This is a genomic window from Pelobacter seleniigenes DSM 18267, assembly GCF_000711225.1.
In the GTDB taxonomy this organism is placed as follows: Bacteria; Desulfobacterota; Desulfuromonadia; order Desulfuromonadales; family Geopsychrobacteraceae; genus Seleniibacterium; species Seleniibacterium seleniigenes.
Genome location: NZ_JOMG01000002.1, coordinates 2,061,465 through 2,086,976, shown reverse-complemented (window position 1 = coordinate 2,086,976; position 25,512 = coordinate 2,061,465). Strand labels below are relative to the sequence as shown.

26 protein-coding genes and 1 CRISPR repeat array are annotated in these 25,512 nt (G+C 55.8%); of the genes, 5 read left to right on the top strand and 21 right to left on the bottom strand.

All coding sequences use genetic code 11. The features are described from left to right. The first annotated feature begins 154 nt into the window (after positions 1–154). The 5 genes from N909_RS0112335 (at position 155) to N909_RS0112315 (ending at position 4,301) form a co-directional block, all read left to right on the top strand. Complete coding sequence (locus N909_RS0112335) at positions 155–667, top strand: ferritin (RefSeq protein WP_029915515.1); 513 nt, start codon at positions 155–157, stop codon at positions 665–667. Positions 668–717: 50 nt separating this feature from the next. After that, the gene (locus tag N909_RS0112330; protein WP_029915514.1) at positions 718–1,218 is read left to right on the top strand and encodes a ferritin-like domain-containing protein; all 501 of its coding nucleotides are present in this window, start codon (positions 718–720) and stop codon (positions 1,216–1,218) included. 407 nt (positions 1,219–1,625) lie between these two features. Continuing rightward, positions 1,626–2,288 carry a VOC family protein gene (locus N909_RS0112325; RefSeq protein ID WP_029915512.1) on the top strand — a complete coding sequence of 221 codons (663 nt, stop codon included), beginning with the start codon at positions 1,626–1,628 and terminating at the stop codon, positions 2,286–2,288. Positions 2,289–2,428: 140 nt separating this feature from the next. After that, positions 2,429–2,983, top strand: a complete 555-nt coding sequence (locus tag N909_RS0112320) for a TRAP transporter small permease subunit (RefSeq protein WP_029915510.1) — start codon at positions 2,429–2,431, stop codon at positions 2,981–2,983. After that, positions 2,976–4,301: a TRAP transporter large permease gene (locus N909_RS0112315; RefSeq protein WP_029915508.1), complete on the top strand. Its 1,326-nt coding sequence runs from the start codon at positions 2,976–2,978 to the stop codon at positions 4,299–4,301. Before N909_RS0112320 ends, N909_RS0112315 begins: the two co-directional genes overlap by 8 nt. Positions 4,302–4,417: 116 nt before the next feature. Here N909_RS0112315 and N909_RS0112310 read toward each other — a convergent pair whose 3' ends face one another. From N909_RS0112310 to cas5c, 21 genes are all read right to left on the bottom strand, one after another. Then, positions 4,418–5,512 carry a TRAP transporter substrate-binding protein gene (locus N909_RS0112310; protein ID WP_029915506.1) on the bottom strand — a complete coding sequence of 365 codons (1,095 nt, stop codon included), beginning with the start codon at positions 5,510–5,512 and terminating at the stop codon, positions 4,418–4,420. Positions 5,513–5,597: 85 nt separating this feature from the next. Continuing rightward, positions 5,598–7,067, bottom strand: coding sequence for a PAS domain-containing sensor histidine kinase (locus tag N909_RS0112305; protein WP_029915504.1), 1,470 nt, complete (start codon positions 7,065–7,067; stop codon positions 5,598–5,600). Positions 7,068–7,146: 79 nt separating this feature from the next. Further along, positions 7,147–7,878, bottom strand: a complete 732-nt coding sequence (locus N909_RS0112300) for a ComF family protein (RefSeq protein ID WP_051689727.1) — start codon at positions 7,876–7,878, stop codon at positions 7,147–7,149. Positions 7,879–7,887: 9 nt separating this feature from the next. Continuing rightward, positions 7,888–9,417 (bottom strand): 2,3-bisphosphoglycerate-independent phosphoglycerate mutase, encoded by a 1,530-nt coding sequence (gene gpmI, locus N909_RS0112295; RefSeq protein WP_029915502.1) that lies wholly within the window; start codon positions 9,415–9,417, stop codon positions 7,888–7,890. Next, the gene (locus N909_RS0112290) at positions 9,417–10,790 is read right to left on the bottom strand and encodes a tetratricopeptide repeat protein (RefSeq protein WP_029915501.1); all 1,374 of its coding nucleotides are present in this window, start codon (positions 10,788–10,790) and stop codon (positions 9,417–9,419) included. The genes gpmI and N909_RS0112290 overlap by 1 nt, the downstream gene beginning before the upstream one ends. A gap of 42 nt (positions 10,791–10,832) precedes the next feature. After that, positions 10,833–11,186 (bottom strand): TraR/DksA family transcriptional regulator, encoded by a 354-nt coding sequence (locus tag N909_RS0112285; RefSeq protein WP_029915500.1) that lies wholly within the window; start codon positions 11,184–11,186, stop codon positions 10,833–10,835. Positions 11,187–11,221: 35 nt separating this feature from the next. Then, positions 11,222–11,695, bottom strand: a complete 474-nt coding sequence (gene rlmH, locus N909_RS0112280; protein WP_029915499.1) for a 23S rRNA (pseudouridine(1915)-N(3))-methyltransferase RlmH — start codon at positions 11,693–11,695, stop codon at positions 11,222–11,224. A gap of 18 nt (positions 11,696–11,713) precedes the next feature. Further along, positions 11,714–12,070, bottom strand: coding sequence for a ribosome silencing factor (gene rsfS, locus N909_RS0112275; protein ID WP_051689726.1), 357 nt, complete (start codon positions 12,068–12,070; stop codon positions 11,714–11,716). A gap of 14 nt (positions 12,071–12,084) precedes the next feature. Continuing rightward, positions 12,085–12,726 (bottom strand): nicotinate-nucleotide adenylyltransferase, encoded by a 642-nt coding sequence (gene nadD, locus N909_RS0112270; RefSeq protein WP_029915497.1) that lies wholly within the window; start codon positions 12,724–12,726, stop codon positions 12,085–12,087. Positions 12,727–12,973: 247 nt separating this feature from the next. Beyond that, a complete protein-coding gene (locus N909_RS0112265; protein ID WP_029915495.1) occupies positions 12,974–14,230 on the bottom strand; it encodes a glutamate-5-semialdehyde dehydrogenase in 1,257 nt (418 codons plus the stop codon). Beyond that, on the bottom strand, positions 14,230–15,372 hold the full coding sequence (gene proB, locus N909_RS0112260) for a glutamate 5-kinase (protein ID WP_029915493.1): 1,143 nt from the start codon (positions 15,370–15,372) through the stop codon (positions 14,230–14,232). Before proB ends, N909_RS0112265 begins: the two co-directional genes overlap by 1 nt. 35 nt (positions 15,373–15,407) lie before the next feature. Next, complete coding sequence (gene obgE / locus N909_RS0112255) at positions 15,408–16,433, bottom strand: GTPase ObgE (RefSeq protein ID WP_029915491.1); 1,026 nt, start codon at positions 16,431–16,433, stop codon at positions 15,408–15,410. Positions 16,434–16,717: 284 nt separating this feature from the next. Further along, on the bottom strand, positions 16,718–16,972 hold the full coding sequence (gene rpmA / locus N909_RS0112250) for a 50S ribosomal protein L27 (protein ID WP_029915483.1): 255 nt from the start codon (positions 16,970–16,972) through the stop codon (positions 16,718–16,720). 11 nt (positions 16,973–16,983) lie between these two features. Further along, entirely contained in the window at positions 16,984–17,292 is a 309-nt protein-coding gene (gene rplU / locus N909_RS0112245; protein WP_029915481.1) for a 50S ribosomal protein L21, read from the bottom strand. A gap of 191 nt (positions 17,293–17,483) precedes the next feature. Next, positions 17,484–19,493: a CRISPR direct-repeat array (repeat unit 32 nt; unit sequence GTTTCAATCCACGCTCCCGCGTGGGGAGCGAC). A 179-nt stretch (positions 19,494–19,672) separates the two neighbouring features. Beyond that, positions 19,673–19,963 (bottom strand): CRISPR-associated endonuclease Cas2, encoded by a 291-nt coding sequence (gene cas2, locus N909_RS0112240; protein WP_029915472.1) that lies wholly within the window; start codon positions 19,961–19,963, stop codon positions 19,673–19,675. A gap of 4 nt (positions 19,964–19,967) precedes the next feature. Beyond that, a complete protein-coding gene (gene cas1c / locus N909_RS0112235; protein WP_029915470.1) occupies positions 19,968–20,999 on the bottom strand; it encodes a type I-C CRISPR-associated endonuclease Cas1c in 1,032 nt (343 codons plus the stop codon). Further along, positions 20,996–21,619, bottom strand: a complete 624-nt coding sequence (gene cas4, locus N909_RS0112230) for a CRISPR-associated protein Cas4 (RefSeq protein ID WP_029915468.1) — start codon at positions 21,617–21,619, stop codon at positions 20,996–20,998. Before cas4 ends, cas1c begins: the two co-directional genes overlap by 4 nt. A 73-nt stretch (positions 21,620–21,692) precedes the next feature. Continuing rightward, a complete protein-coding gene (locus N909_RS0112225) occupies positions 21,693–22,061 on the bottom strand; it encodes an endonuclease domain-containing protein (protein WP_029915466.1) in 369 nt (122 codons plus the stop codon). Positions 22,062–22,135: 74 nt separating this feature from the next. Next, on the bottom strand, positions 22,136–22,996 hold the full coding sequence (gene cas7c / locus N909_RS0112220) for a type I-C CRISPR-associated protein Cas7/Csd2 (RefSeq protein ID WP_029915464.1): 861 nt from the start codon (positions 22,994–22,996) through the stop codon (positions 22,136–22,138). Positions 22,997–22,999: 3 nt separating this feature from the next. Continuing rightward, the gene (gene cas8c / locus N909_RS0112215; protein WP_029915461.1) at positions 23,000–24,751 is read right to left on the bottom strand and encodes a type I-C CRISPR-associated protein Cas8c/Csd1; all 1,752 of its coding nucleotides are present in this window, start codon (positions 24,749–24,751) and stop codon (positions 23,000–23,002) included. Then, complete coding sequence (gene cas5c, locus N909_RS0112210) at positions 24,748–25,413, bottom strand: type I-C CRISPR-associated protein Cas5c (protein ID WP_029915459.1); 666 nt, start codon at positions 25,411–25,413, stop codon at positions 24,748–24,750. Before cas5c ends, cas8c begins: the two co-directional genes overlap by 4 nt. Positions 25,414–25,512 lie beyond the last annotated feature (99 nt).

Genomic DNA, 25,512 nt, shown 5'->3' with positions numbered 1-25,512 from the left:
TGGATTATGCGCCTGACCGTAATTTTTAGTGATCTTGGCGGCAGGCTTCTGTTAATATATGTAGAATTATATTTATTCGCGTAGTCGTCCTTACAGAACTTGACAGCTGCGGGTCAAACCAGCGGAACATCAGCTTCGTTCAAGGAGAATTATCATGCTCAACCAGAAACTCGTCAGTGCCATCAACGATCAGATTCAATATGAGATTTATTCAGCTTTAACCTACAAAGCCATGCAGGCATATTTCGAAGCGGAAGATCTTCCCGGCATGGCCAACTGGATGGACGTTCAATTCCAGGAAGAAATGGCTCATGCGGAAAAAATGTTCCAGTTTGTCTGCGAAACCGGCGGCCGGGTGCAACTGCAGCAGATCGATGCCCCGCGCAACGAATACGCGTCACCGCTGGAGGCATTTGAAGTGTCCCTCGAACACGAACAGTCGGTGACCGCCAGAATCAATAACCTGATGGACCTTGCCCAACAGGAAAAAGACCATGCCGCGCAGATTTTTCTGCAGTGGTTTATCACCGAACAGATTGAAGAAGAAGCCAGTGTCAACCTCATCATTGCCAAGTTGAAAAGAGTTAAAGAGGACGGCCGCGGACTGATGATGATCGATCAGGAGCTCGCCAGCCGGACCTTTACCCCGATTGCTGCAGCTGAGTGATCAGCTGAATTCATTACCTTTCAATCAACGAGAGAAGGAGGAACAATCTGATGCTGAACGAGACCGAAGTCAACAAGGCTCTGGCCAGCTCGGTGCAAACCGAAAAAAATGCCATGAACTTTTACCAAATAGCTGCCAAAGAAATGAAAGACCCGGACGCTATCAAAACCTTCGAACTGCTGGCCCGTGAAGAACGTGACCATGCCAAGCATTTTTTCGATAAATGCATGTGTGAAGACCTTCTCCCGCCGTTTGATGAATTTATTGAAGCCCCCCCGGAAAAATCCAGCGAATGGCTCTCCGATCTGGACAAAGCCCTGCTGGAAAACTTTAACGATCGCAAGGCCATGGAACTGGCCATGGACAAGGAACAGAAACTGGCGGAAAGCCTGCGCGCCATGGCCGCCAAGATTGCCGACCCGGAAGTTAAAGCGGTTTTTGAGGAGAATGCAGTCTCGACCGAACACCATTATGCGCTCATTGAATCCGAATATGCCCGCCTGATGGGGATGGTTCACGAAACCGATATCGACACCTTCGTCAGAGAATAAGTCGCTTCTCTTTCGTTCATTGGAAAAAGCCGGGTCACTCTTGACCCGGCTTTTTTCATTGCAGCAAGTGGATTCAACCATCCCTTGTATGACAATTCGGACAGTTGTTACAGACTATTCTCCAGACAGGGACTAAACCGAATGGCGCTAGTTTAAGAGTCGCTGGCAGCAAAACCGGGACTGTCCCCGCACGGGGGCTGTCCCAGGTCTTTGCGGTGTTAACCGCGACAGTTTCATGGCTCGCAAACTTTTGGGACAGCCCCCGATGACCCTGGGGACAGTCCCGAGTTTACTGCAAAGTTGCTTAAACGAGCGCCATTCGGGACTAAATCACTATGCACTGAAAGTCCATAGTTTTGAACTAGCGTACTGGAACAATAAATTTCTTTTTTTGAGGAGTCGCAAAAATGCTTAGCAATGAATCGGCCCCACCACTTCTGCAACTCGATCACCTCGTCGTGGCGGCAACAACCCTGGCCGCCGGGGTGGACTACCTGGAGTCCCGCCTGGGCGTCCCTTTCACAGCCGGTGGCCAGCATATCGTCATGGGCACCCATAACGCCCTGCTTAAGCTGGACGGGCCCACCTACCTGGAAGTAATCGCCATCGAACCGAGCCTGCCATCCCCACAGCGCAAACGCTGGTTTGGGATGGATACAGAGGAGCAACGGGCCGCCCTCTCCGTGCGCCCGCGGCTGATCCACTGGGTCTGCCGCACGGAACAACTCGACAACCTGCAGCAGCGCTTCCCGGGAAAGTTCGGACGCACCTTGCCCATGTCCCGCAACCAGCTGCACTGGTCCCTGACCGTCCCGGATGACGGGTCGCTGCCTGCCGCAGGGATCCTGCCGTCGCTGATTCAATGGCCGCACGGTCAGCACCCCGCGACCAATCTGCCGGAGCGTAACTGCCGCCTGTTGAAGCTGGAGGCAGGGTCGCCCAACCCGGAAACCCTCACCCCACTGCTGGACGAATTGGGGATCGCCCAGCTCATCGAGCTGAGCAAGGCCCCCCGCCCCCGCCTCTGCGCCCGGATCGAAACCCCCGCCGGCATAACGACACTTGACTGAGACAAGACAGCGACCCGAATAAAAGAAATGGAAACCTATTTGATACAGGATGTTATATATTGACTCAAAACAACAGTTGACAGAGTATAACCGCTTAGCTGTTTTTCCAATTAATGTCACCCGCCGAATGGAGGATTTGAATGAAATTGATTGGATTGATCGTGCGTTTGATCGACGGGCTGAACACCCGGGTCGGGCATTTTACATCCTGGTTAAGCACATTGCTGGTCGTGATCGTCTGCTACGATGTTTTCACCCGCTATTTCCTGCGTAAAAGCAGCGTGGCCGTACAGGAGCTGGAATGGCATATCTTTGCCGTGCTGTTTCTGATCGCGGCGGCCTACACCCTGAAAGAGGACAGTCACGTCCGCGTTGACGTCTTTTACACCCTGTTGCCGCCGCGCGGCCAGGCCCTGATCAACCTGTTCGGCTGCATTGTGTTTCTGATTCCGTTCTCCCTGCTGGTGATCTGGACCAGCCAGGGCTTTATCAGCATGAGCTGGGCCATTCAGGAAACCAGCCCCGATCCCGGCGGCCTGCCCTATCGCTATCTGCTCAAGTCCATGATCCCGGCCGGCTTCGTCCTGGTCCTCCTGCAAGGGATTTCCCTGGCGTTGCGCTCCTTCTGTACTCTGATCGGCAAACCCCTTGTCGATCCCCGCACCACTAAAGCCGAGGAGCAACAGCATGCCTGAATACATGTCCATCGTTCTGTTTATTGTCGTCTTTGCCCTGCTCCTGCTCGGCTTCCCCGTCGCCTTCACCCTGGGCGGAGTGTCGCTGATCTTCGGTTATTTCACCTTCGGGATGAATTTTTTCCAGCTGTTGCCGTTGCGCATCTGGGGCACCATGACCAACTATGTCCTGATCGCGGTTCCGCTCTTTGTGTACATGGGACTGATGCTGGAAAAATCGGGGCTGGCCGAAGAACTTCTCGAAACCATGGCCATGCTGTTCGGTAAATTACGCGGCGGCCTGGCCATCTCGGTCATTGTTGTCGGGGCCGTGCTGGCCGCCTCCACCGGCATTGTCGGAGCAACCGTGGTCACCATGGGTCTGTTGTCATTGCCGACCATGATCAAGCGGGGCTATTCCCCGGAGCTGTCCACCGGGACGATCTGCGCCGCCGGCACCCTGGGGCAGATCATCCCCCCCAGTATCGTCCTGGTGCTGCTCGGCAGCGTGCTCAATATCTCCATCGGCGATATGTTTGTCGGTGCGGTCATCCCGGGCCTGGTTCTGGTTGGCCTTTATGTCGTATGGATCATCATCGTCGCCACCTTCCGCCCCGAATCAGCTCCGGCCATGCCCGCTGATGAGCTGGCCGACTTTCGGGCCTCGGGGATGTATCGGCGGATTGTCCGGGCATTTCTGCTCCCCTTCTTCCTGATTCTCGCCGTCCTCGGTTCCATTTTTGCCGGCATCGCCTCCCCCACGGAAGCCGCCGCCGTCGGAGCCTTGGGCGCAACCCTGCTCACCGTATGGCAGAAAAAGTTCAGCATGAAGACATTGCGTGAAGTCATGCGCGGAACTACCACCCTGACCTGCATGGTGTTTATTCTGCTGGTCGGCGCCACCGCCTTCGGCCTGGTGTTCCGCGGCATGGGGGGAGATCACTACATCACCAGGCTGATCATGGATGCCGGCCTTGAGGCCCATCACTTCCTGTTTATCGTCATGCTGGTTATCTTCATTGCCGGTTTCTTCATCGACTTTATCGAAATCACCTTTATCATTGTTCCGGTGGTGGCACCGATTTTTCAAAAGATGGGTGTTGATCTGCTCTGGGTCGGCATCCTCATCGCCCTGAACCTGCAGACGTCCTTCTTGACTCCGCCGTTCGGTTTCAGCCTGTTCTATCTGAAGGGAGTCGCCCCCTCGTCCATCACAACAACGCATATCTACAAAGGGATCGTTCCATTCATTGCGATTCAGATACTCTGTATTGTCATTGTGGTGTTCTGGCCGGAAGCCGTCACCTGGCTACCGAAATACCTGTCCAGGCACCCTTGATGAGCGGGCCGGCTGCCCAAAATCAAAAATAAAAGCCCGCTCCAGGCGGGCTTTTCAGCCTACCAGGGAAAGTCGCAAGAACTTTCCCTGGCATTGTTTTACGTAACCGAATGGGCTTAATCAAAGAGTGAATAATAGGCCGCTTCAGAGACTTTGCCCCAGACCTGATAGTCCTTCTGGAACTTGCTGAAACTGTCGTAGACCTTCTTGCTCATCGGGTCCTTGTCCACCACTTCCTGAAGCACCTCAGCGGAATACTGGCGCAGTTGCTTGACCACGTCGTCCGGGAACTTCTTCAGCTGCACCCCTTCTTCCTTGATCATCTTCTGCAGATAGAAATTATTCTTGGCTTCCGACTCACAGAGCATCCACAGGTTGGCCGACATCGCTGCCGTCTTGACAATCTGCTGGAGATCCTTGGGCAGTTCTTCAAAAGCGCTCTTGTTGACAAAGGACTCAAGCACGGTGCCCGGCTCATGCCAGCCCGGGTAATAGTAGTATTTGGCAACCTTGTAGAAACCCATCTTATAATCATTATAGGGTCCGACCCACTCGGTCGCGTCGATAACTCCCCGCTCCAGGTTGGTATAAATCTCCCCGCCAGCGGAAAGCACTGCCGTGCCGCCGGCCTTGGCCAGGACTTTTCCACCCAGTCCGGGGATCCGCATTTTTAAACCCTTGAAATCATCAATGGTCTTGATTTCCCGGTTGAACCATCCGCCCATTTGCACACCGGTATTTCCCGCCGGCATCGGCACCAGGTTGAATTTACCATAAAGCTCTTCCCACAGTTCCATGCCCCCGCCGCTGTACAGCCAAGCGTTCATGCCCTGAGCATTCAGCCCGAAAGGAACCGCCGCGAAAAATTGTGCGGCCGGGGCTTTTCCAGCCCAGTAATAGGCGGCGCCGTGGCCCATCTGCACCATCCCCTGACTGACCGCATCGAAGGCCTGCAATGGCGGAACCAGTTCTCCTCCGCCGTAAACCTGTACGTTAAGCCGGCCACCGGACATCACTCCGATCATTTCCGCCAACTTATCCGCACCTTCCCCCAGAATCGGGAAATGCGGTGGCCAAGTGGTCACCATTTTCCAGTTGTAGGTTTTTTCAGCGCGAACAATGGCCGGTGCGCCAATGGTCGTTGCGGTGGCAGCCACCGCCGTGGCTGTCGTCGCCTTTTTGAGAAAATCGCGCCGGTTGTTTTTTTCCATGGACACCTCCCTGAGAGCAAAACGAGTTAAAAGGCCGTTCGCAAAAGAATATAACTCTGTTATGCTCGTTGTCAAACCCGGAAGGTCAAGAATCGATATTTTTCTGGCGAGCCAGGTCAACGACAAAAGTAGCTCCGCCCCCCGGAGTTTCTTCAATCCAGGCATTCCCCCCGTAAACCCTGGCGATTTTGGCCACTGTCGCCAACCCGATCCCGGTCCCGGTCGAGGCCTGGCTGCTCCGTCCGCGCTTAAACGGTTCAAACACTATTTCACGTTCATCAGCCTCAATCCCCGGACCATGATCACTGACCCGGTATTGGACCCGATCAGGCAGCCCCTGCCCGCTGACTTCAATCTGTGGATGGTGATGAGCGGCATACTTGAGGGCATTGGACAGAAGATTACGGAACAGATTGGCCAATAAGGGTTCCGGCAGCCGGATGGCAGGGAGAGGTGAGATGCGGATCCGGGCCTGCTTTTCAAGGATTTTGTCGGCCAATTCCAGCACCACATCTTCGGCAACAGCCGTTGCATCAATGGGGGTGGCGGGCAGTTTCAACTGTCCTACCCGCGATAAGGACAACAGGTCCTCGAGCAGCGCCTTCATCTTTCCGGCGGTTTTTTGGATCTCGCTGATACAGGTCCGTCCGACCTCATCCAGCTGCTCGGCATAACGTTCGGCGAGCAGGTCGGCAAACCCGATCAGCGGCGTCAGCGGTGAGCGCAGATCATGGGAAACCGTTGAAACAAAAGCATCCAGCTCACGGTTGGTCTGGTGCAACTGACGCTGAACCTCAAGCCGGCTGGTGATATCGCGGCACACCCCGAGCTTCTGGATCGGATTTTCTTTGAGCGGATGCGGCGAATGAATGACTTCATAACTGCGCCCGGTCGCGGGCAGCACCTTTTCCTGTCTGACCACCTTTCCGGCCAGCACCTCCGGCATCGGGCAGTCATGGCAAACCGCGTCTTCGCCATAGATGGCCTGGTAACAGTAATGCCCGGTGATATCGCCGAAAATATCCTTCATCGCTCGATTGATGAAAATAATTTTAAAATCCAGGTCACAGATATAGACCGGGTCGGTCATCCCGTCGAGAACAGACCTTAATGCCGCTTTTTCCACCTCAAGCTGGCCGGTACGTTCCGCCACAGCCTGGCGCAGGAACGATTCATGCTCCTTGAGCCGGGTAATTTCAATAAACGCCTCGATCCCGCCGATAATCTTGCCGCTTTTATCGCGCAGCAGGTCGACTTTTTTGGACAGCACAACTTTGCGCCCGTTTTTATGCCGGAAGGAACAGATCAGACTGATTTCCGGCATAGGGAAGCCTTCGGCAAACAGCCCGCAGCTCTGTCCACAGGGTTCACCATCCAGAAAAGAGCAGTCCTGACCGACCGCCTCGGCAGCGGAAAAACCTGTGATTCTCTCAGCTTCGGAATTCCAGTAGATGATTTTACGGTCGCTATCAACCAGGAACAGACCGGTAGGTATGGTCTGGAGAAGTTTTTCGAGCGGATATTCTGCGAGCAGCCGGTATACAGCAGAGTTCATGACACCCCCAATGTGGAAACTCTGTGAGCGCTATAGTGCTACTATATCATCGCCATGAGGCTGGCGGCAGGAAAATCTTTCAGGCGGCCCGCCCGATGACCACCACAGAGACCTGTTTTGCACCACCGGCCAGCAATACCCGGCTGCAGTGTTCCACAGTCGCGCCGGTGGTCATGACATCATCGACAAGCAGGACGTCAAGACCATCAACCCGCTCGGCAAGGCTGAATGCACCGGCCAGATTCGCTTCCCGCTGGCGAGCGCTCAACTGATGCTGCGCCGCTGTTTGCCGCGTTTTCAACAGCAGGGTCTCGTGGAGGGGGCATTTTCTGAGCCGGGCCAGTTCCCGGGCCAACAGCAGGGATTGGTTATAGCTGCGCTTTTGCAGATCCCGCACATGGAGAGGAACCGGGACGATCAGATCAACGGCGGGGGGAGGAACCAGATGATCATCGAGCAGCCTGGCAAGGGGCCGATCAAGGCTGATGTGCTGATTGAATTTGAAAGACTGCACCGCCCGCCGCAGACTTTGTTCATAGAGTCCGACCGCAAAAACCCCGCTGAATGCCGGGGGAGTTTGCAGGCAGCGCCCGCAGAGGTGGCCGCTATGGCTTACGCCGCGAAAAGGCTGCAGACAACGCGGACAATGCGCCCGGGGCAAGGGCACGATCCCGGCCCGGCAGGCGCTGCAGAAAATATCTGTTGCGCCGCCGGGAAGGGTCTTTTTACAAAGGGGGCAGGCCGGTGGGAAGACCAGCTTGAACAGGCTGACAAGCGCGTGCCGCGCCAGCTGGTATCCCCCCCGTTCCATAGTGCTTGGTCAGTCCGCGATAAGCGACTTTCCGGTCATCGCAGCAGGCTGCTCCAGACCGAGCAACTGCAGAATCGTCGGCGCGAGATCCGCCAGGATACCGTCGCGCACGGCCGCATTCTGATGTTCCGGGTCGATCAGAATAAAGGGGACCAGATTACTGGTGTGGGCCGTATGCGGCTGCCCGTTGGCACCAAGCATCTGCTCACAGTTGCCGTGATCGGCGGTCACCAGCAGCTTGCCGCCGACCTTGAGAACCGCGTCAACAACCCGGCCAAGACAGCTGTCAACCGTTTCGACAGCTTTGACCGCAGCGGCCAGGACACCGGTGTGACCGACCATATCACAATTGGCGAAGTTCAGAATGATCAGCTGATAGGTCTCCGTCTCAATCCGCCTCACCACTTCATCGGTCACTTCCAGGGCACTCATGGAGGGTTTCTGATCATAGGTCGCCACGTCTTTCGGCGAAGGGATCAGCACCCGGTCTTCGCCGGCCCAGGCAACTTCCTGACCACCGTTAAAAAAGAAGGTCACATGGGCATATTTTTCGGTTTCGGCAATCCGCAGCTGTTTCAGCCCGGCATTGGAAACAACCTCAGCCAGAATGTCCGGATAGGTCTCCGCTGGGAAGGCAATCGGCACATGAAAGGTTTCATCATATTCGGTCAGGGTGACAAACCCGCTCAGTTGTGGAACCTTCTTACGCGCAAAGCCGTTGAAATCGGGCAGAATCAGTGCTCTGGTCATCTCCCGGGCGCGGTCAGCGCGAAAATTGAAGAAGATGATACCATCGCCGTCGTCGATGGTTCCCGGCTGTCCGCCAATGACACTGGGAGAGACAAACTCATCGGTCTCCCCGGCAGCATAAGCGGCACTGATCGCCTCGGCGGAGGAACCCGCCTGCCGACCGGTCCCGGCCGTCATCGCCAGGTAAGCTTTCTCGACGCGATCCCAGCGATTATCGCGGTCCATGGCCCAGTAGCGCCCGCTGACCGTGGCAATCCGGCCAAGCCCGATGGCGCTCAGCTCGGCTTCCAGTTCCTGCAGATAATCGACGCCGGACTGCGGCGGGGTATCGCGGCCGTCCATAAAGGCATGGACACAAACATCCTTGACGCCAAGCTGTTTGGCCAGCCGGACCAGGGCATAGATATGGGTATTGTGCGAATGCACCCCACCGTCCGAAAGCAGGCCGAGCAGGTGAAGTTTGCTGGCCCCGGCGGCAACTTTCTCACAGATTGCGCGCAGAGCCGGATTCTCGAAAAAAGAACCGTCTTCAATGGCCAGGCTGATTCGGCTCAGATCCTGGTAAATAATCCGCCCGGCCCCGATGTTCATATGGCCGACTTCGGAGTTGCCCATCTGCCCGTCCGGCAGCCCGACACTGCTGCCGGAAGCCGACAGGCGGCTGGTCGGCCACTCCTGCCGGAGCCGGTCCATGACCGGCGTCGCAGCCTGACAGGCGGCGTTATAATCACATTTATCACTCAGGCCCCAGCCATCAAGGATAACCAGGGCAACAGGACCTTTCGACATTATGACTCCTCTCGAGCGCCGTGCGGGATCATTTTGGGCCGATCAACCGGCTGCGCTTCTTCAATCTGTTTTCGTTCCGGTAACACCAACGAATCCCAGCTTTTGCATTCCGGACAGCGGCTGAACCATTCGTTGAACTTTGCGCCACAGTCTTCACAAACAAAGCCCAGGCGCAGGTGGATGTCGATACCCAGGGCTTTCTGATATTCACTGACGGCGTCTTCAACATTATTACGCCGGCGCTGGGCTTCGGCAAGTAGCAGGTGCAATTTCGTGAAATCGATCCCTTGCGACTCCAGATCGGTCAGGTGCTCCAACGCCTCATCGACCATCTCCAGGCGCAGACAGAGCCGGGCCAGATAGAGCCGCAGCAGCAGGTCTTCAGTGTCCACCTGCATCTGGCTGCGATAAAAGGCCAACAGCGCCGCAGGGTCTTCGGCATTGATATAATGATCTTCCAGGCGGGCCAGGAAAACACTCTTTTTGAGCGCTTTATAGCCATCCTGATAAACCTTGGCGGCATCCACATCGCGGCCGGATTGCCGATAGGCATCGCCCAGGGTAACCCGGGCCGGGGTGAAACTCGGGTTCTGCTTGATAATGTCCCGACAGACCTCGATCGCCTGTTCGACCTCGCCGGCTTCCAGCTGCTTGCGCGCCACCTCATAGCGCAACTGATAGAGCATCTGCTTCTCCTGGTCGGCTTTCGGCCCGGAGGAAGATGCCTTGAGGATCCGTTTCTGCAGCGTCAGGGCATCGTCCCAGCCCCCCAGATCCATTTGGATATCACGCAGAGCCCGCATCGCCTTGCGATTGTCATTATCGCCGGCCAGCAGTTCCTTGTAGATCCCCATCGCTTCCTCGCGACGCCCCGCTTCTTCCAGGGTGGCGGCCAGCTTGAACAGGACTTCGATGCCTTTGGGGTCCAGTTTGCGGGCCTTCTGCAGCAGCTCGATGGCTTCCTGCAGGTTGCCTTCCTGCTGGGCGACGCTGGCCAGGGCCAGATAGCCGTCAACCCGTTTTGGATCCCGATCGATGACTTTCTGCAACAGGCTGCGGGCCTTTTTCATATCTCCGGATAACAGGCGACCGACCCCGTTGCGATAAACAGCACTGATCTCTTCGGATTTCTTCTGCTGGCGCCCGCCTTTCCAATTGCGGAATGACATCAGAAAAGCGCTGAAGATATGGACACCGTTGCCGATCAGCAAACCGAGCAGCAGCACACAGATCAGCATGATCGCAGTGGGCAGGGTATAGCTCTGATCACTGGTCAGAAAGACCGTGACTTCGCCGGGATTGATTCCCCAGAAATAGAGGAATGCCAAGGCAAAAAGGATAAAAACAAGCATGAACAGAGCGATGAGGATCATGGTCATCTCCAGACTGACCCGGTACAGGGGCAACAGAGGTTATTATTCACCGAATTTTTCAACTTCGATTTTACAATCAATACAATAACGCGAGAACGGTCGAACTTCCATCCGGCGCGGGGAAATTTCCTCTTCACAGCGGGCACAGAGGCCATAGACCCCCTTCTTCATCCGCTCCAGGGCGGCATCGATATCCCTGACCCGCGCCCGCTGAGTGGCGCTGAGGTTCATCAATACTTCCTGATTATAGCTGTTTGAGGACATATCTCCAATGTCCGGAACCCCGTCTTTCCCCAACGACTGCGAAGCGGCATAGGCACGTTCGGATTCCTGTAGCACCTCGTCCCGCATCTGCAGTAAATGAGCTTTGATTTCTGCCAGTTTTTCAGCGTCCATACGTCTTAACAACCTCCGGCGTTCACACTAGAAAATTAGCGATTATGATAAGGTTCATTCCTGATGATTGTGCAGCTTCTGTAGAGTTGTTCGAGTAAAAATATCCGTGCCATCTGATGAGTGAAGGTCATGCTGGACAGGGCCAGAACCGCGTCCGCCCGCTGCCTGACCGCCGGGTCGAGGCCATAAGGCCCGCCGATGACCAGCGTCCAGTCGCGTCCCCCCTGCACCATCTCCCGGCTCAACAGTTCGGCCAGCTGTTCCGAACTGTGCTGCCGACCGCGCTCGTCCAGAACGATCAGGTACGACTGGGCAGGCACCTTGGCCAGAATCCGCTCCCCTTCCCGCCTGACCAAACCGGCCGGGTCGTTTTTACGCCCCCCCTTTTCCTCTTTAAGTTCGGTCACTTCAAAAGGAAAATAGCGTTGCAGGCGAGCTTCATAATCCTCTGCGGCGGCGCGCTGCCACGCTTCGCTCAGCTTGCCGACACAGATCAGCTGTAGCTTCATGACCAGGGATCCGCCGGCTTAAGAGCCGGTATCGGCCAGTTCAACTTCGGGAGCTTCGCTCCAAAGGCCCTCAAGGTCGTAAAATTCGCGGACCGGCTGTTGAAACACATGAATCATGACCTCGCCGTAATCGAGCAGCACCCAGCGGCCCTGGTCCATCCCTTCGATAGCCAGCGGCAGCACCTCATGATGCTGTTTGAACTCTCCCTTGATATGCTCGGCAATAGCCTGAACCTGCCGGTCGGAACGCCCGGAGATCAACAGAAGAAAATCTGTCAGGGAAGACAGATCCTTGACATCGAACAGTTTGAGATCGAAACCCTTTTTATCAAGGGCGTACGTTACGGCGGAAAGAGCTGTTTCTTTTGCTTGCAAAGCGTTATCCGTTCCTATTGAAGATAAAGCCCGTGGGCTTTGATGTACTGGGCGACCGTTGCCGGCACCATGCCGGAAACGTCCCTGCCTTCCGCCACCAGGCGACGGACCTCGGTCGAAGAGATGTCCCGGCAGGTATGGGTCACGGCAAAGACCGAAAACCCCGTATTACAGCGGAGTTTTTTGAATTCGGCATCATAGCAGAAGCGATCTGCGATAGCAACCGGCAGCAATTCCTGCAGGGTGCCGGTGTAGCCGGGCCGGGCCGTGACCACGATATGTGCGAACTCAAACAAGCGGGGATAATCTTTCCAGAGACCAATCTCCTGAAACGAATCGAGCCCCATGATGAAAAAAAATTCGTCCTCTGGATAACGCCGGGTCAGTTCCTGCAACGTCTCCACCGAGTAGCTTTTCCCCCCACGTTCTCCTTCGATGGCGCAGGTTCGAAAATCCTCGCGCCCCGCCAGGGCCGCCTGGACCATGGCCAAACGGTGCACAAAGGAGACATCCTCGGCCAGCTGTTTATGCGGCGGGCGCCAGGTCGGGATCAGCCAAACCTCATCCAGCCGGCAGAACTTTCGGACCTCTTCGGCAATGTGCAGGTGGCCGCAATGAACCGGGTTGAAAGTGCCACCGAGCAAACCGATGCGCATGGAAACTCCATCATAACAGAATTCGGCTGACAAATTCAGCGCAGCCCCTGATCAACGAGTTGCCATCCGGAAACTTCGAATGGCAACTCGTTAAGTTTTCAGATTGGAAACGCGCAGTTTTCCGTTGTGGCTAGGAAATCAAGGGCTTACGCGGAGGCGTACAGTGTTACGCCGCACAAGTAAGCCTGCAGATTGACGCCGCTACAACGAAAAGGAGCCGTTTCCGGATAAAAACCAACGAGCGGATTCAGTCCCGCACCTGTCCATCGCCAAACACGACAAACTTCCGGGTGGTCAGATCTTCCAGGCCCATGGGACCGAAGGAATGCAGCTTGGTGGTGGAAATCCCGATCTCGGCCCCCAGCCCCAGCTGGTTGCCGTCGGAGAAGCGTGACGAGGCATTGACCATCACGACGCTGGAATTGATTTCCCGTATAAACCGCTGCGACAGCCGGTAGTCGTTGGTTACGATCACCTCGGTGTGCAATGATCCGTAAGTCTGAATATGCTCCCTGGCCTGTTCGTAACCGGAGACGATCCGAATCGCCAGGATCAGGTCAAGATACTCGGCGGCCCAGTCTTCCTCAGTCGCGGGGAGCAGATCCGGCAGCAGCTTGCGGGCCTCTGCGCAGCCGCGCAGTTCAACCCCAGCCTGGTGCAGCGCCGCGGCCACAGACGGCAGAAATTCGGCCGCCACATCCTGATGGATCAGCAGAGTCTCCATGGCATTGCAGACCCCGGGCCGCTGCACCTTGGCGTTCATGCAGATCGCTTCGGCCATCTGCAGATCAGCCGCCGCATCGACATAGGTGTGGCAGACGCCTTTGTAATGTTTGATCACCGGAATCCGGGAATTTTCCGAGACAAACCGGATCAACCCTTCCCCGCCACGGGGGATGATCAGGTCGATGTGATCTTCCAGCTTGAGCAGCTCCGTCACCGCCGCCCGATCGCTGGTGGTCACCACCTGCAGGGCGTCGGTGGGCAGATCAAGCTCGGCCATGGCCCGCCGCAGGATGCTGCCGATGGCCCGATTGGAGTGCAACGCTTCGGACCCGCCGCGCAGAATCACCGCATTGCCGCTTTTCAGGCACAGCCCTGCCGCATCGGCGGTGACATTGGGGCGCGACTCGTAAATAATCCCGATCACCCCCAGCGGAATCCGCTGCCGGCCGACCTTGATGCCGTTGGGGCGCAACCACATACCGGTCACTTCGCCGACCGGGTCGGGCAGCGCAGCCACTTCCCGCAGCCCGTCAGCCATCCCCTTGATCCGCGCCGGGGTCAGGGTCAGGCGATCGAGCATAGCCTCGGCCATGCCGTTGGCGCGAGCCCGCTCCAGGTCTTCCCGGTTATGCTGCTGCAACTCGTCGGCGCCGGCTTCAAGAGCCGCGGCCATATTGAGCAACAACCGGTTTTTGACGTCCGTCGACAGGTTCGCCATGACTCGCGAGGCCTGCTGCGCAGCAACAGCGCAGGTCAACATATCTTCACGCACCCCCATCAATCGACCTCCTCTTCCTCGTCCTGGGTCAGCACCAGATCATCGCGGCAGACAACCTCGTCCCGATATTTATAGCCAAGAATTTTTTCAATTTCCGCGCACTGCTTGCCCATGATCTGGAGGACTTCGGTCAGCGAATAGCTGATCACGCCCCGGGCAAACTCATGACCGTCCCGATCACACAGCCGCACCGCATCGCCCCGTTCGAAACCGCCGTCGACGCCGCAGATACCGGACGGCAACAGGCTCTTCCCGTGCTTGACCACCGCGGCCTGGCCACCTTCATCGATAAGCAGCTTGCCGCGCGGCTTCTTGGAGAAAGCGATCCAGTGCTTCTTGGCGGTCAACTTGGACTGGGCGGGCAGAACATAGGTGCCGACATCCTCACCGTCGAAGATCCGCGCCAGGATATGCTTGCTGCGGCCATTGACGATCAACGTCCCAACCCCGCTCAGAGCCGCCTTTTTGGCCGCTTTCAGCTTGGTTCCCATGCCGCCGGTGCCGAGCACGCCCCGGGACTTTCCACCCAGCGCCTCAATGGCCGGAGTAATCCGCTCAACAACGGGGATCAGCTCCGCATCGGGATGGGAGGTCGGATCCTTGTCAAACAGGCCATCGACATCAGAGAGGATAATCAGCAGGTCGGCTTCAACCAGATTGGTGACCAGCGCAGAAAGATTGTCATTGTCGCCGAAGCGGATCTCTTCAACCACCACCGTATCGTTTTCGTTGACAATGGGGGTCACCCCGTATTCGAGCAGGGTCATGACCGTGTTGCGCGCATTCAGGTAACGGCGCCGGTTGGACAGGTCATCGCGGGTCAGCAGCACCTGGGCGACATTGTAATTGTGATCCTGGAAGGTCTCCCGGTAGCCACGGATGATCCGCGTCTGGCCGATGGCCGCCGCCGCCTGTTTCTGCGGAATGGTCTGCGGTCGGCCGACGATCCCGAGCAGCCCCTTGCCGGCCGCGACCGCACCGGACGACACCATAACCACTTCCAGACCACGATCGAGCAGGTGACAGACATCGGCGGAAAGCGCCGCAATCCGTTCGGTTTCCAGCCCGGCGGCATTGGAGATCACCCCGCTGCCGATTTTAACCACCACGCGCTTGACATGAGACAGCAGGGCGCTGCGCATAACGCCTCTGGCTGCAATTTCCTGATCCATGGCTTTCATTCTTCTTCGTCACCCGCTTGTCTCAGCTCATCCAACATTGTTCCGACCGCCCGGACCAGCTCCTTCAGTCCTTCCCCGGTCACCGCAGAAATGGCCTGCACCGGAAAACCGAGGGACTCAAAATGCTCCCGCAGCTGTTCCGCCTGCTCACGCACTTCCGGAATATCGATCTTGGTCAGCACCACCAGTTGCGGCTTGACGGCCAGCTCGGCAGCGTAACCTTTCAGCTCGTTGTTGATCATCTGAAAATTGTCGAAGGGATCACCCTCCTGCATGCAGGACAGGTCGACCAGATGCAGGAACAGATCGGTCCGCTCAACATGACGCAGGAACCTGGTACCCAGGCCGTGCCCCTCGCTGGCCCCGGCAATCAGCCCGGGGATATCGGCCAGGACCATGGTCTTGAAGCTGCCGTAACGCACCACGCCCAGGTTGGGAACCAGGGTGGTAAACGGGTAATCGGCAATTTTCGGCTTGGCCGCGGAAACCGCCGAGATCAGCGTCGACTTGCCGGCATTGGGCAAACCGACCAGCCCGACATCGGCGAGCAGTTTGAGTTCCAGGCGCAGGGACTTGGTCTCACCGGCAATCCCCGGTTGGGCATGGCGCGGCGCCCGGTTGGTGCTGGTGGCAAACCGGGCATTGCCCCGGCCGCCCTGGCCGCCCTCCAGAAACAACAGGGAGGTTCCCGCTTCGGTCAGATCGGCCAGCAACTCGCCGCTTTCATCATCATAAACCAGGGTTCCGGGCGGAACCTTCAATTCCAGGGACTCGCCGTTCTTGCCGTGCATATTCTTGCCCAGGCCGGGCGCGCCATTCTGGGCTTTATAATGATGCATGTAGCGGTAATCAAGCAGGGTCGACAGCGCCTCATCAACCACAAAGTAAACGCTCCCCCCTTTGCCACCGTCACCGCCATCCGGCCCCCCTTTGGGGACAAATTTTTCCCGACGAAAAGAAACGCAGCCGCGGCCGCCGTCTCCCGCCTTGACCTCAATTCTAACCTGATCGACAAACTTCATAGATATCAGTATCTTTCCAACCCTGAACGGGCAACAACCTTGATGATTCCAAACAGGCAGGACTCATTAACTCCCTGCCTGCCACGTTTTACAGTAATGCCGGCCAGCGACCCGTGACTGACAACAGAGCAAATGCCTCATTCCCAGCTGCGTCAAAGGCTCACGCGGTCATCTGAGCGTACCTTGATTGCCAGTCTTTTTCAATCCATCCGGCAGAAAAGTAAAAACCCGGTCACTGACAGAGCAGCACCGGGTTCTTACGAGTGGTTCATGGGCAACAGAGATCAGGCGGTATAAACACTGATCTGCTTGCGTCCCTTCGCCTTGGTTTCAAACTTGACAACACCGTCGATCAGCGCGAACAGGGTATAATCCTTACCGCAACCAACGTTGTTACCAGGGTGGAAAGTGGTACCGCGCTGGCGGACCAGAATCGACCCTGCGGACACTTCCTGTCCACCAAACCGTTTGACACCGAGGCGCTTTCCGGCACTATCACGACCGTTTCTGGAACTACCGGCAGCTTTCTTATGAGCCATGAGTCGCCTCCTTAAGCTTCGATTGCCGCGACTTGAAGTCGGGTAATAGGTTGACGGTGGCCGTATTTTTTACGGTTACCTCCACGTCGCTTGGATTTAAAGACCAGAACTTTCTTGTCTTTTTCCTGCGCAACGATCCGTGCCTTAACCTTGGCACCTGGTACGAGAGGTGTTCCGATTTTAACCTCTGCGCCACCGACCATGAGGACTTGATCGAGTTCGATGGTTTCACCCACCGCGCCATCGATCATCTCGACCTTGAACAGGTCGCCTTCGGAAACTTTGTACTGTTTTCCTCCGGTCTTGATCACCGCATACATTGTCAATCTTCTCCTATCTCAACTTAAAAGACCGCAGACGCAGGTATTGCGCTGCAAACGCGAACTATAGCGATGCCCATGGAGGCTGTCAAGCAAAAATCCCCGACCGCTGATTTGCTTTCGTCGGCTTTTGCGATCGCTCCCACGAAGGGAGCGACCCCTTATACGGGTTTTCCGACCCGATACAAACTGTTTCAATCCACGCTCCCGCGTGGGGAGCGACATTGATGGGGTTTCGACGACCACGGATGACAACGGTTTCAATCCACGCTCCCGCGTGGGGAGCGACAATAATACTCTTCATAATTTTCAGGATTCGCAGCGTTTCAATCCACGCTCCCGCGTGGGGAGCGACTACATTCCGCCCTTTCTTATTCGTTTTATGTTTACGTTTCAATCCACGCTCCCGCGTGGGGAGCGACCCGGCCGGTTAAGCCATTTATTTACCAGGAGCGGTTTCAATCCACGCTCCCGCGTGGGGAGCGACCTGGTATAACTACATATCCGAAGGAAACCTTACGTTTCAATCCACGCTCCCGCGTGGGGAGCGACACGGGCTGTGGGCCATGCTCAATTATTTAAAATGTTTCAATCCACGCTCCCGCGTGGGGAGCGACCAATGCCGCGACGACCTGGCCGACATTTAACCAGTTTCAATCCACGCTCCCGCGTGGGGAGCGACGCCTACCACACGACAAGAGGCGCTCACAATGACGTTTCAATCCACGCTCCCGCGTGGGGAGCGACAAGCTGCAAGCAGGGGATATGGTAGGAACTGGCAGTTTCAATCCACGCTCCCGCGTGGGGAGCGACTCCTGTACGGATTTTGTTCTGGCTTGCCTTCTTTGTTTCAATCCACGCTCCCGCGTGGGGAGCGACGATTGCCGAGGTCACAGCCACGTTAAATTGCGAGTTTCAATCCACGCTCCCGCGTGGGGAGCGACGTTAAATGTTTGGGCACCTCAGACTATGCTGAAGCTGTTTCAATCCACGCTCCCGCGTGGGGAGCGACGAAATAATTTTTCCCACTTCTTCCCCCTTTAGTGGTTTCAATCCACGCTCCCGCGTGGGGAGCGACGCACGTTGGGCGGATCGGGCAATTGCGTGGGCTGAGTTTCAATCCACGCTCCCGCGTGGGGAGCGACATGCGATGAGACTGGCGGTTGGAACGGATGCGGTGTTTCAATCCACGCTCCCGCGTGGGGAGCGACGGACAAATGCCGCCTGGGTGCAAAGGCCAACGGAGTTTCAATCCACGCTCCCGCGTGGGGAGCGACCCGCCTCATCGTCGGCAATCATTCCCTCCACCATGTTTCAATCCACGCTCCCGCGTGGGGAGCGACTGACAAGATTTTCCTCACCGGCCAGCACTACCGGTTTCAATCCACGCTCCCGCGTGGGGAGCGACTGACAAGATTTTCCTCACCGGCCAGCACTACCGGTTTCAATCCACGCTCCCGCGTGGGGAGCGACGGGCGCTAAGACCGGCCTTGGCGGTGTGAAGGGTGTTTCAATCCACGCTCCCGCGTGGGGAGCGACTCGCAATTCCAAGTATTTATATTGAGCAGTGCATGTTTCAATCCACGCTCCCGCGTGGGGAGCGACGATATCGAGATCAGCTTGACACGATCGCTGCCGGCGTTTCAATCCACGCTCCCGCGTGGGGAGCGACGGATGGGATCAACCGGGTAGGGATGCGGTCCATAGTTTCAATCCACGCTCCCGCGTGGGGAGCGACGGCAGGAGTGGCTTGGCCCCACACGAGATACACCGTTTCAATCCACGCTCCCGCGTGGGGAGCGACAGCTGCGCACCGGTTTTAAAATCAGTCGTCGCAGCGTTTCAATCCACGCTCCCGCGTGGGGAGCGACTTCCCGGCATACACGCAAACCGATGTTGCGAAAAGTTTCAATCCACGCTCCCGCGTGGGGAGCGACTTGTCCTGGAAAACGGAGTTGACGGTTATATCCAGTTTCAATCCACGCTCCCGCGTGGGGAGCGACGTTCGCCGTCAAATCAGCCAACATAGAGCTTTCTGTTTCAATCCACGCTCCCGCGTGGGGAGCGACTTTCGATTCGTGTCTCCTGAATACGGTATCAGAGTTTCAATCCACGCTCCCGCGTGGGGAGCGACCGTGATATTACCGAGGCTGGGGTCGTTGTTTTATCGTTTCAATCCACGCTCCCGCGTGGGGAGCGACTGCATGCTTTTAACAGCATGTTTTTACAATGTTTTTAGAACAGTTTCCGCGAACCTTGTGGTTATCGGTACAACAAATCTGCCGTTGATTAAAGGCCAAAGAAAAAGTATTTAATTTTCAAAGATCTTCGGCTGCGCGAACCTCCCGGGGGAAATGCCATCGCTAGGGGTTCGCGGACGCTATAGAATCAGCGGGCCTTCCATGTCGATTGCTTCTTTAGCGCCGACATGTTCGACGCGTTTGCGCCAGTTTGCTCCCAAAAAGTAAAACCGCAGACTGTCCTGCTCGTCATCAATAATCTCGATGAGCTGCTGCCGCATCTGCGTCCATTGGGCCGGATCGACCAGACATTCGAAGACCGAGTACTGCACCCGTTGCCCGTGATTCTGGCAGACTTTGGCAACCCGTCTGAGCCGCCTTGCCCCGGCGCGGTCGAGGGTACTGACATCGTAACTGACCAGGACCATCATGGCTTCACCTCCATAAAAACGGCGGATACGCGTCCAGGTCACTGCGCAGGTAGCGGCTCAGCAGTTGCGCCTGAGCAAAAACCAGCATGCCGACGGGGATTTTTTCCTGTAAAAAGGGATGCTCAATCTCTTCCTGCTTGCGCTTCTGATAGGCCACCAAAACGGTTTTGCGGGTCTCGTCATCCATTCTGACCGCACCGGAGGCGGTCACTTCAAATCCCTTGTTTTTGACCTGCCCCAGATTGATCAGCGACAATACCAGGCGATCCGCTAAGAACGGGCGAAATTCTTCCATCAAATCCAGGGCCAGGCTCAGCCGGCCGGGACGATCCCGATGCAGAAAGCCGACGGCAGGGTCAAGCCCGACAGTTTCCAATGCGGAGCGGGTATCGTGATAGAGCAGTGCATAGACAAAGGACAGTAAACAGTTGACTCTGTCCCGTGGCGGCCGCCGATTCCGGCCGGAAAAAACAAAATCCTGCTTACGGGTCACAATCAGGCTGTCGAATTGATCAAAATAATCCCTGGCCGTGCGCCCCTCGACGCCGCGGATGCTTTCCAGGTCGTCTTCCTGTAGCAACCGCTTACTGTAATGAGCCAGTTGCCGACAGGCCTGGTCCAGTCCTTCGGCTGGTGCCTTTGCCCCATGATCCCGCAGGCCGCGCTGGAGGATGGTCCTGGCATTGGCGACCTTGCCCAGCACAAACATACGAGCCAACTCCGCCGATGAGCGGTCACAATCGGCCCGGCGATACTGTTCGCGTCGCAGCAGCACATTGCCCGAGACCGGCCCCTGGACCCGGGCCAGGAAACGGCCGTATTCGGTCATAAAACTGACCGCGACATCGTTCTCGGCGCAATGCCCCAGCAAAAACGGACTGCACAGGACATTTCCAAAGCAGACAATCGAACTCAGGGTGATCACCGGCAGGCGCAGTTTGTTCTCTTTATCGACCTGGACGACAACGGTTTCACCCTCTTTATGCAGATAAGCCCCCTGGGTGGTGACATACAGGGTGTTCAGCATTTTTCTCATCGCTCCCCCTCCAGCATTCGGATCAGATAACGGCTGACCGAGCGTTGCTCGGTGCAACCCTTCGGCATGCAGACTTGCAGCAGCGAACACTGCTCACATTTCTGATCAAAAACGGCTGCCGGGGTCCGCTGCCCGGAGATCAGCTCATGAACAGCGCGGCAAACTTGTTCGGTCAGTTGGCGCAAGGCCGGATCAAAAGCAATCTCTTTGCGGCGTTTCTTCTGCCCATAGAACAATGCTCCGGCAGGAATATCCAGTTGCAGCATCTCTTCCAGACATAAGGCTTGGGCGCACAGTTGGACCTCGTCGCTATGATCTTTTTTGGGGCGGCCACGTTTGTATTCCACCGGAAACACCGTGCCGTCATCATGAAACTCCACCACATCGGCCTGCCCGGCCAGTCCCAACCGGGCCGAACTGATCGGCAAGGTGCGCACGATCAACACCGACCCCTTACGTTCATTCTTGCTGCTGTCGGCCCGTTCGTGGAGGATTCTGCCTTCGGCGGTGAAGCGGTTCTCGGCCCACTGCTGTTCCAGATGAATAAGTGCGCATTGGCGAGGGCAGAACAGGTAATGCTGCAGTGCCGAGAGCATGATGTAGTCAGCTTCGTGATACATGGACCCTCCTTTATGAATCCCCCTCAATCCCCCTTTCTGAAAGGGGGAGTTTTTTGTGGGCTTTATCAAAGGGTTAGGGAGTGGACAGTCGTTTCTGCAGCTGCTGAAAAATTTGTTTGAGGACCGCATCGGTCTCTTTCAAGACCTGCAGATTGTCGAATCTCAAGACCAGCAAACCTTGCTCTGCAAGATATTCGTCCCGCAATTGATCCCGGACTTGATGTTCAGCATCTAAATGTTGGCCGCCATCAACCTCGACAACCAACTTGGCCGCTGGAGCGAAAAAATCGACAATGAAATGGCCAAGCGGTTTCTGCCGGTAAAACTGCACGCCCAGCAGTTGCTTGCGCCGCAAACCAGACCACAGAACTTGCTCGGCAACAGTCATATTCCGCCGCAAATCCCGCGACGGTCGCTTTAATGCACGATTGTACTCAAGCACATCTCCCCCTCCTAGAAAACCACCCTCCCCTATTACCCCCCTTTAACAAAGGGGGGCCAGGGGGGATTCCTTCATCACAACTTCTCAATAATCTCCACCCCGGAAGGAGCCTCACCGACCGTCACCGTATAATCCTTAAACGCCCGGGCCGGGCCCTCGGAATGGCTGTTGCGTTGGATGTCGATCAGATCAAACAGCTTGTGAGCGGGCGCATTACCAAGTTTGTCCTGGTGCTTGAAGACAAACAACTTCTGACTGCTCATCATTCCCCTCGCTGCAGACCGATCATGCTCAAACATGTTAATCAGGGCATTCCAGAGCAACTCAAGATCCTCCTCCCCGAAGCCGGTTTTCTCGGCCAATGACGCCGAAATAAACCCTTTGGCGATATACAAACCATAAGGGACAATGTGCTTGCGTCCCATGGTGCGTTCTTTTTCCAGGTCCTTCTCATTGGTTACCGCCATGCGGGTAATACTGACCTCTTGGGAAAGAATCGGCTCGACGCTGGTTGCAAAAGCCAACTGAACCGGACCACGCACCTGCCCGCAATTGACTTCGGTCGTCATAACAGCGCCGAAGCTACGGATATCGTAAAAATTGGCGCACATCCAGCCGGTCACCTTCTGTGCATCTTCAATCTTTTTCGGGAGTTTTTTCGCCTCCGGTTTCAGATCAAATTCTTTGTAGGCCATTTCGTTGGTGCGATTGAGTACTGCCTTCTCCTGCACGTAAATATTGAAACCTTCAGCGCCCTCTTTGGCCAGCGCCACATGATTGCGAATTTTCCTTTTCAGGCAGACATCAGTCACTAGCCCATGACCGGTTTCAGGATCGACACGCGGAGTGTTGCCGGCATCGGGATCACCGTTGGGGTTACCATTTTGAACATCGAACAACAGAGCAAATTCGTAGCGATTAGCAATAGCAGTCATGGTTTATCCCTCCTGAGTATTTTTCGTAAAAAAGTTTTTGCGCTGATGGTAATAACCGATCATAAACAAGCCCTGTTCCTGGGCGTTCTGAGTTGTCGGATAATCATCCAGTTCACCATTGATATCCTGAATCATGCGATCAAGATAAATAGCCCGTCCGCGTTTATCGGAATCCTTACGCAGCTTTGCGATATGATTGGCTGAATTTTTCAGCAGCATGGGCAATACCAACTGCGGAGTTGCAGCTGCTGCCCCAAGATAACGATCTTTGACGGTTGCATTTGCACCGGGAATCGCTTCTTCCTGCGCCTTTTCAAGAACGGCGAACAATCGTCCCAGCAAATAGGGTGAATCTTTTCTTTCGGGATCAAACGACACGGGAACCTCCTCCATTTTGGTATTGCGCAGCAGATAGGCTTTAAGCAACGCCGCGCGAAAATAGGTGACATTGTGCTCGGCACGAATCCGGTCGAGCACCACCGGCAACAGATTCTGCGGATAGGGACAACCAGTCAACATGGCGCGGGTCAATCCACCGGCAAGAACCGGAGAGATGTTCTCCGATTTACCCAAAGTTGCTGTCTGCACCAAGAGGCGCCACAAAGGCGGAAATTCAGGTTCGCTGTCGTACTGACGCACCATGCTTAATTCCCGATAATACTGACCGACCTTCTCCAGCAGATCACCCAAGCTGGTTTCCTGCCAGAACCGAATAGAAAGACGCGCAGCGTTGGGAGCCAAGCCGAGAATGTAGAACTGCACATCGGTTTCCAGATCGGGCATAAAATCAGTCGGCTTTTTACCGTCTCGAACTGCTTTGAGCAGGCCATGAATATCCTTGGCCGTTTTCCGGTCGTCTTGTTCTGCGGGTTCTTCTTCAGCCTCGGACGGTTCGAACACATCCGCCAGAAACGGCTCCAGCGACGTCGGCCGTTTGGCCCAGAAAATATAAGTGGTATCGCCGATGCTGATCTTCTGGCGACTGTAACTGGACAGCAAGAAGTTGAGGGCTGTGGTGTAGGCAAAAGCCGACGTTTCGGCAACCGAGGCCTTGTCCTGATGGTAAGACACAAAGGCCGAGGCATTGAACGAGACAATATAACCACCGGACGTTTGCCCGCCACGCACCCCTTTTATCGGGGTATGCACCCCGGCCAGCGGGACGTTTTCTTCTCCACTGATCAGGCATTGCCCTACGGAGGCAGCAGAATCGTTCTGCCCGTACTTCAACCACTCCCGCTGTACCGATGGGCGGTCGTGGATAAAACCGGGAACTCCGTCCAACCGAAAAACCAGATTTGCATTGCAAACGTCTTCCCACGACTGAAAGCGGGCAACGCTCTCAGCGGCTTGCGAACAGTTCCATTGGGCAAGAAACTTTTTTACTGCGACAAAGCCGGGATCATCAACATCCTTACCAATCTCATGCAGAAAAACGTTAAAAGCCTCAAAGCGTTCACGATTTTTCTCTGTCGCACCATCGGTATCAGCACCGAAAATATATGCAGCCTTATCCCATAAAAAGTTGGCTTTCACCCCCGAAGTCCGGGTCACCGCAGCAGGCACCTGCATCTTGCGCGGTTTAACTTTATTCCCTTCCCCATCCCGCAAATCCTCAATATTGCGCAAGGAACCATCTTCACCCAGCACCAGGGCAAAAGAAATATTCTCAACACTGGTACCGAATGCGGGCATTTCAGCATCGGGGTCATCCAGCATCCGCTGGTAGTAACTGTTGAGGGCATGCAGAATCATGCGCATACCTCCGTAGCTAACGGCGACGGCGGTTCGATGATACCGTCATTCATGCTGGCGCGGAAAAACAGCGGCGTCATGTCGTTGGCAAAATCAATGTCGAGCAGCATGTAACCGAGATCTTTTTCTTGCCCGGCATAACAAGATACAGGGATTTCATCATCGAGCAGTTCAAAAGAGGCGGGGAATTCTCGACAACCGAGGCAGGGCTGATGAAAAAACTGCCCTTTGCGGGCGCGGCGATTAAAGATATCGAGATGCTTCCCCTCGTTGTCTTCGGAACCGGCTTTATCAGTCATGACAAAGTGAGCTTCAATGACATATTCGACATTGCGCAACAAGGTGGATGCCCGCTGTTGCCGGTTTTTGCCGTCATCGACCAGAAAGTAGAGTTGTTTGTTTTCCCGCATGACAGTGGCGGGATTTGGTTTGGGAATTTTCGAACTGACTTCGTTGCGCCGGACATTGTCGAATTTGATCGGCTTGAGAACATGAATCTTATCGACCACCCAGCGGGTCGCCGGCTTCCAATGGATCGCTTCGAGAATTCCCCGCGCAGCAGACGGGGTCATCACGTCGTAAGAGACGCGTTCCACCTTCATCTCGGGTCGGGTAAAACAGGCATAATCCCCCCAGACCCGTAGCTTGATACCATACGCCATAGGGCTTACCTCCTTGATTATGAATGAATCCCCCTCAATCCCCCTTTTTCAAAGGGGGAAGCATAATTCCCCTCTTTGGCAAAGAGGGGCTAGGGGAGA

Coding starts and splice junctions, on each gene's coding strand:
- N909_RS0112335 (WP_029915515.1), top strand. CDS start 155: ATGCTCAACCAGAAACTCGTCAGTGCCATCAACGATCAGATTCAATAT.
- N909_RS0112330 (WP_029915514.1), top strand. CDS start 718: ATGCTGAACGAGACCGAAGTCAACAAGGCTCTGGCCAGCTCGGTGCAA.
- N909_RS0112325 (WP_029915512.1), top strand. CDS start 1,626: ATGCTTAGCAATGAATCGGCCCCACCACTTCTGCAACTCGATCACCTC.
- N909_RS0112320 (WP_029915510.1), top strand. CDS start 2,429: ATGAAATTGATTGGATTGATCGTGCGTTTGATCGACGGGCTGAACACC.
- N909_RS0112315 (WP_029915508.1), top strand. CDS start 2,976: ATGCCTGAATACATGTCCATCGTTCTGTTTATTGTCGTCTTTGCCCTG.
- N909_RS0112310 (WP_029915506.1), bottom strand. CDS start 5,512: ATGGAAAAAAACAACCGGCGCGATTTTCTCAAAAAGGCGACGACAGCC.
- N909_RS0112305 (WP_029915504.1), bottom strand. CDS start 7,067: ATGAACTCTGCTGTATACCGGCTGCTCGCAGAATATCCGCTCGAAAAA.
- N909_RS0112300 (WP_051689727.1), bottom strand. CDS start 7,878: ATGGAACGGGGGGGATACCAGCTGGCGCGGCACGCGCTTGTCAGCCTG.
- gpmI (WP_029915502.1), bottom strand. CDS start 9,417: ATGTCGAAAGGTCCTGTTGCCCTGGTTATCCTTGATGGCTGGGGCCTG.
- N909_RS0112290 (WP_029915501.1), bottom strand. CDS start 10,790: ATGATCCTCATCGCTCTGTTCATGCTTGTTTTTATCCTTTTTGCCTTG.
- N909_RS0112285 (WP_029915500.1), bottom strand. CDS start 11,186: ATGGACGCTGAAAAACTGGCAGAAATCAAAGCTCATTTACTGCAGATG.
- rlmH (WP_029915499.1), bottom strand. CDS start 11,695: ATGAAGCTACAGCTGATCTGTGTCGGCAAGCTGAGCGAAGCGTGGCAG.
- nadD (WP_029915497.1), bottom strand. CDS start 12,726: ATGCGCATCGGTTTGCTCGGTGGCACTTTCAACCCGGTTCATTGCGGC.
- N909_RS0112265 (WP_029915495.1), bottom strand. CDS start 14,230: ATGGGGGTGCGTGAAGATATGTTGACCTGCGCTGTTGCTGCGCAGCAG.
- proB (WP_029915493.1), bottom strand. CDS start 15,372: ATGCGCAGCGCCCTGCTGTCTCATGTCAAGCGCGTGGTGGTTAAAATC.
- obgE (WP_029915491.1), bottom strand. CDS start 16,433: ATGAAGTTTGTCGATCAGGTTAGAATTGAGGTCAAGGCGGGAGACGGC.
- rpmA (WP_029915483.1), bottom strand. CDS start 16,972: ATGGCTCATAAGAAAGCTGCCGGTAGTTCCAGAAACGGTCGTGATAGT.
- rplU (WP_029915481.1), bottom strand. CDS start 17,292: ATGTATGCGGTGATCAAGACCGGAGGAAAACAGTACAAAGTTTCCGAA.
- cas2 (WP_029915472.1), bottom strand. CDS start 19,963: ATGATGGTCCTGGTCAGTTACGATGTCAGTACCCTCGACCGCGCCGGG.
- cas1c (WP_029915470.1), bottom strand. CDS start 20,999: ATGAGAAAAATGCTGAACACCCTGTATGTCACCACCCAGGGGGCTTAT.
- cas4 (WP_029915468.1), bottom strand. CDS start 21,619: ATGTATCACGAAGCTGACTACATCATGCTCTCGGCACTGCAGCATTAC.
- cas7c (WP_029915464.1), bottom strand. CDS start 22,996: ATGACTGCTATTGCTAATCGCTACGAATTTGCTCTGTTGTTCGATGTT.
- cas8c (WP_029915461.1), bottom strand. CDS start 24,751: ATGATTCTGCATGCCCTCAACAGTTACTACCAGCGGATGCTGGATGAC.
- cas5c (WP_029915459.1), bottom strand. CDS start 25,413: ATGGCGTATGGTATCAAGCTACGGGTCTGGGGGGATTATGCCTGTTTT.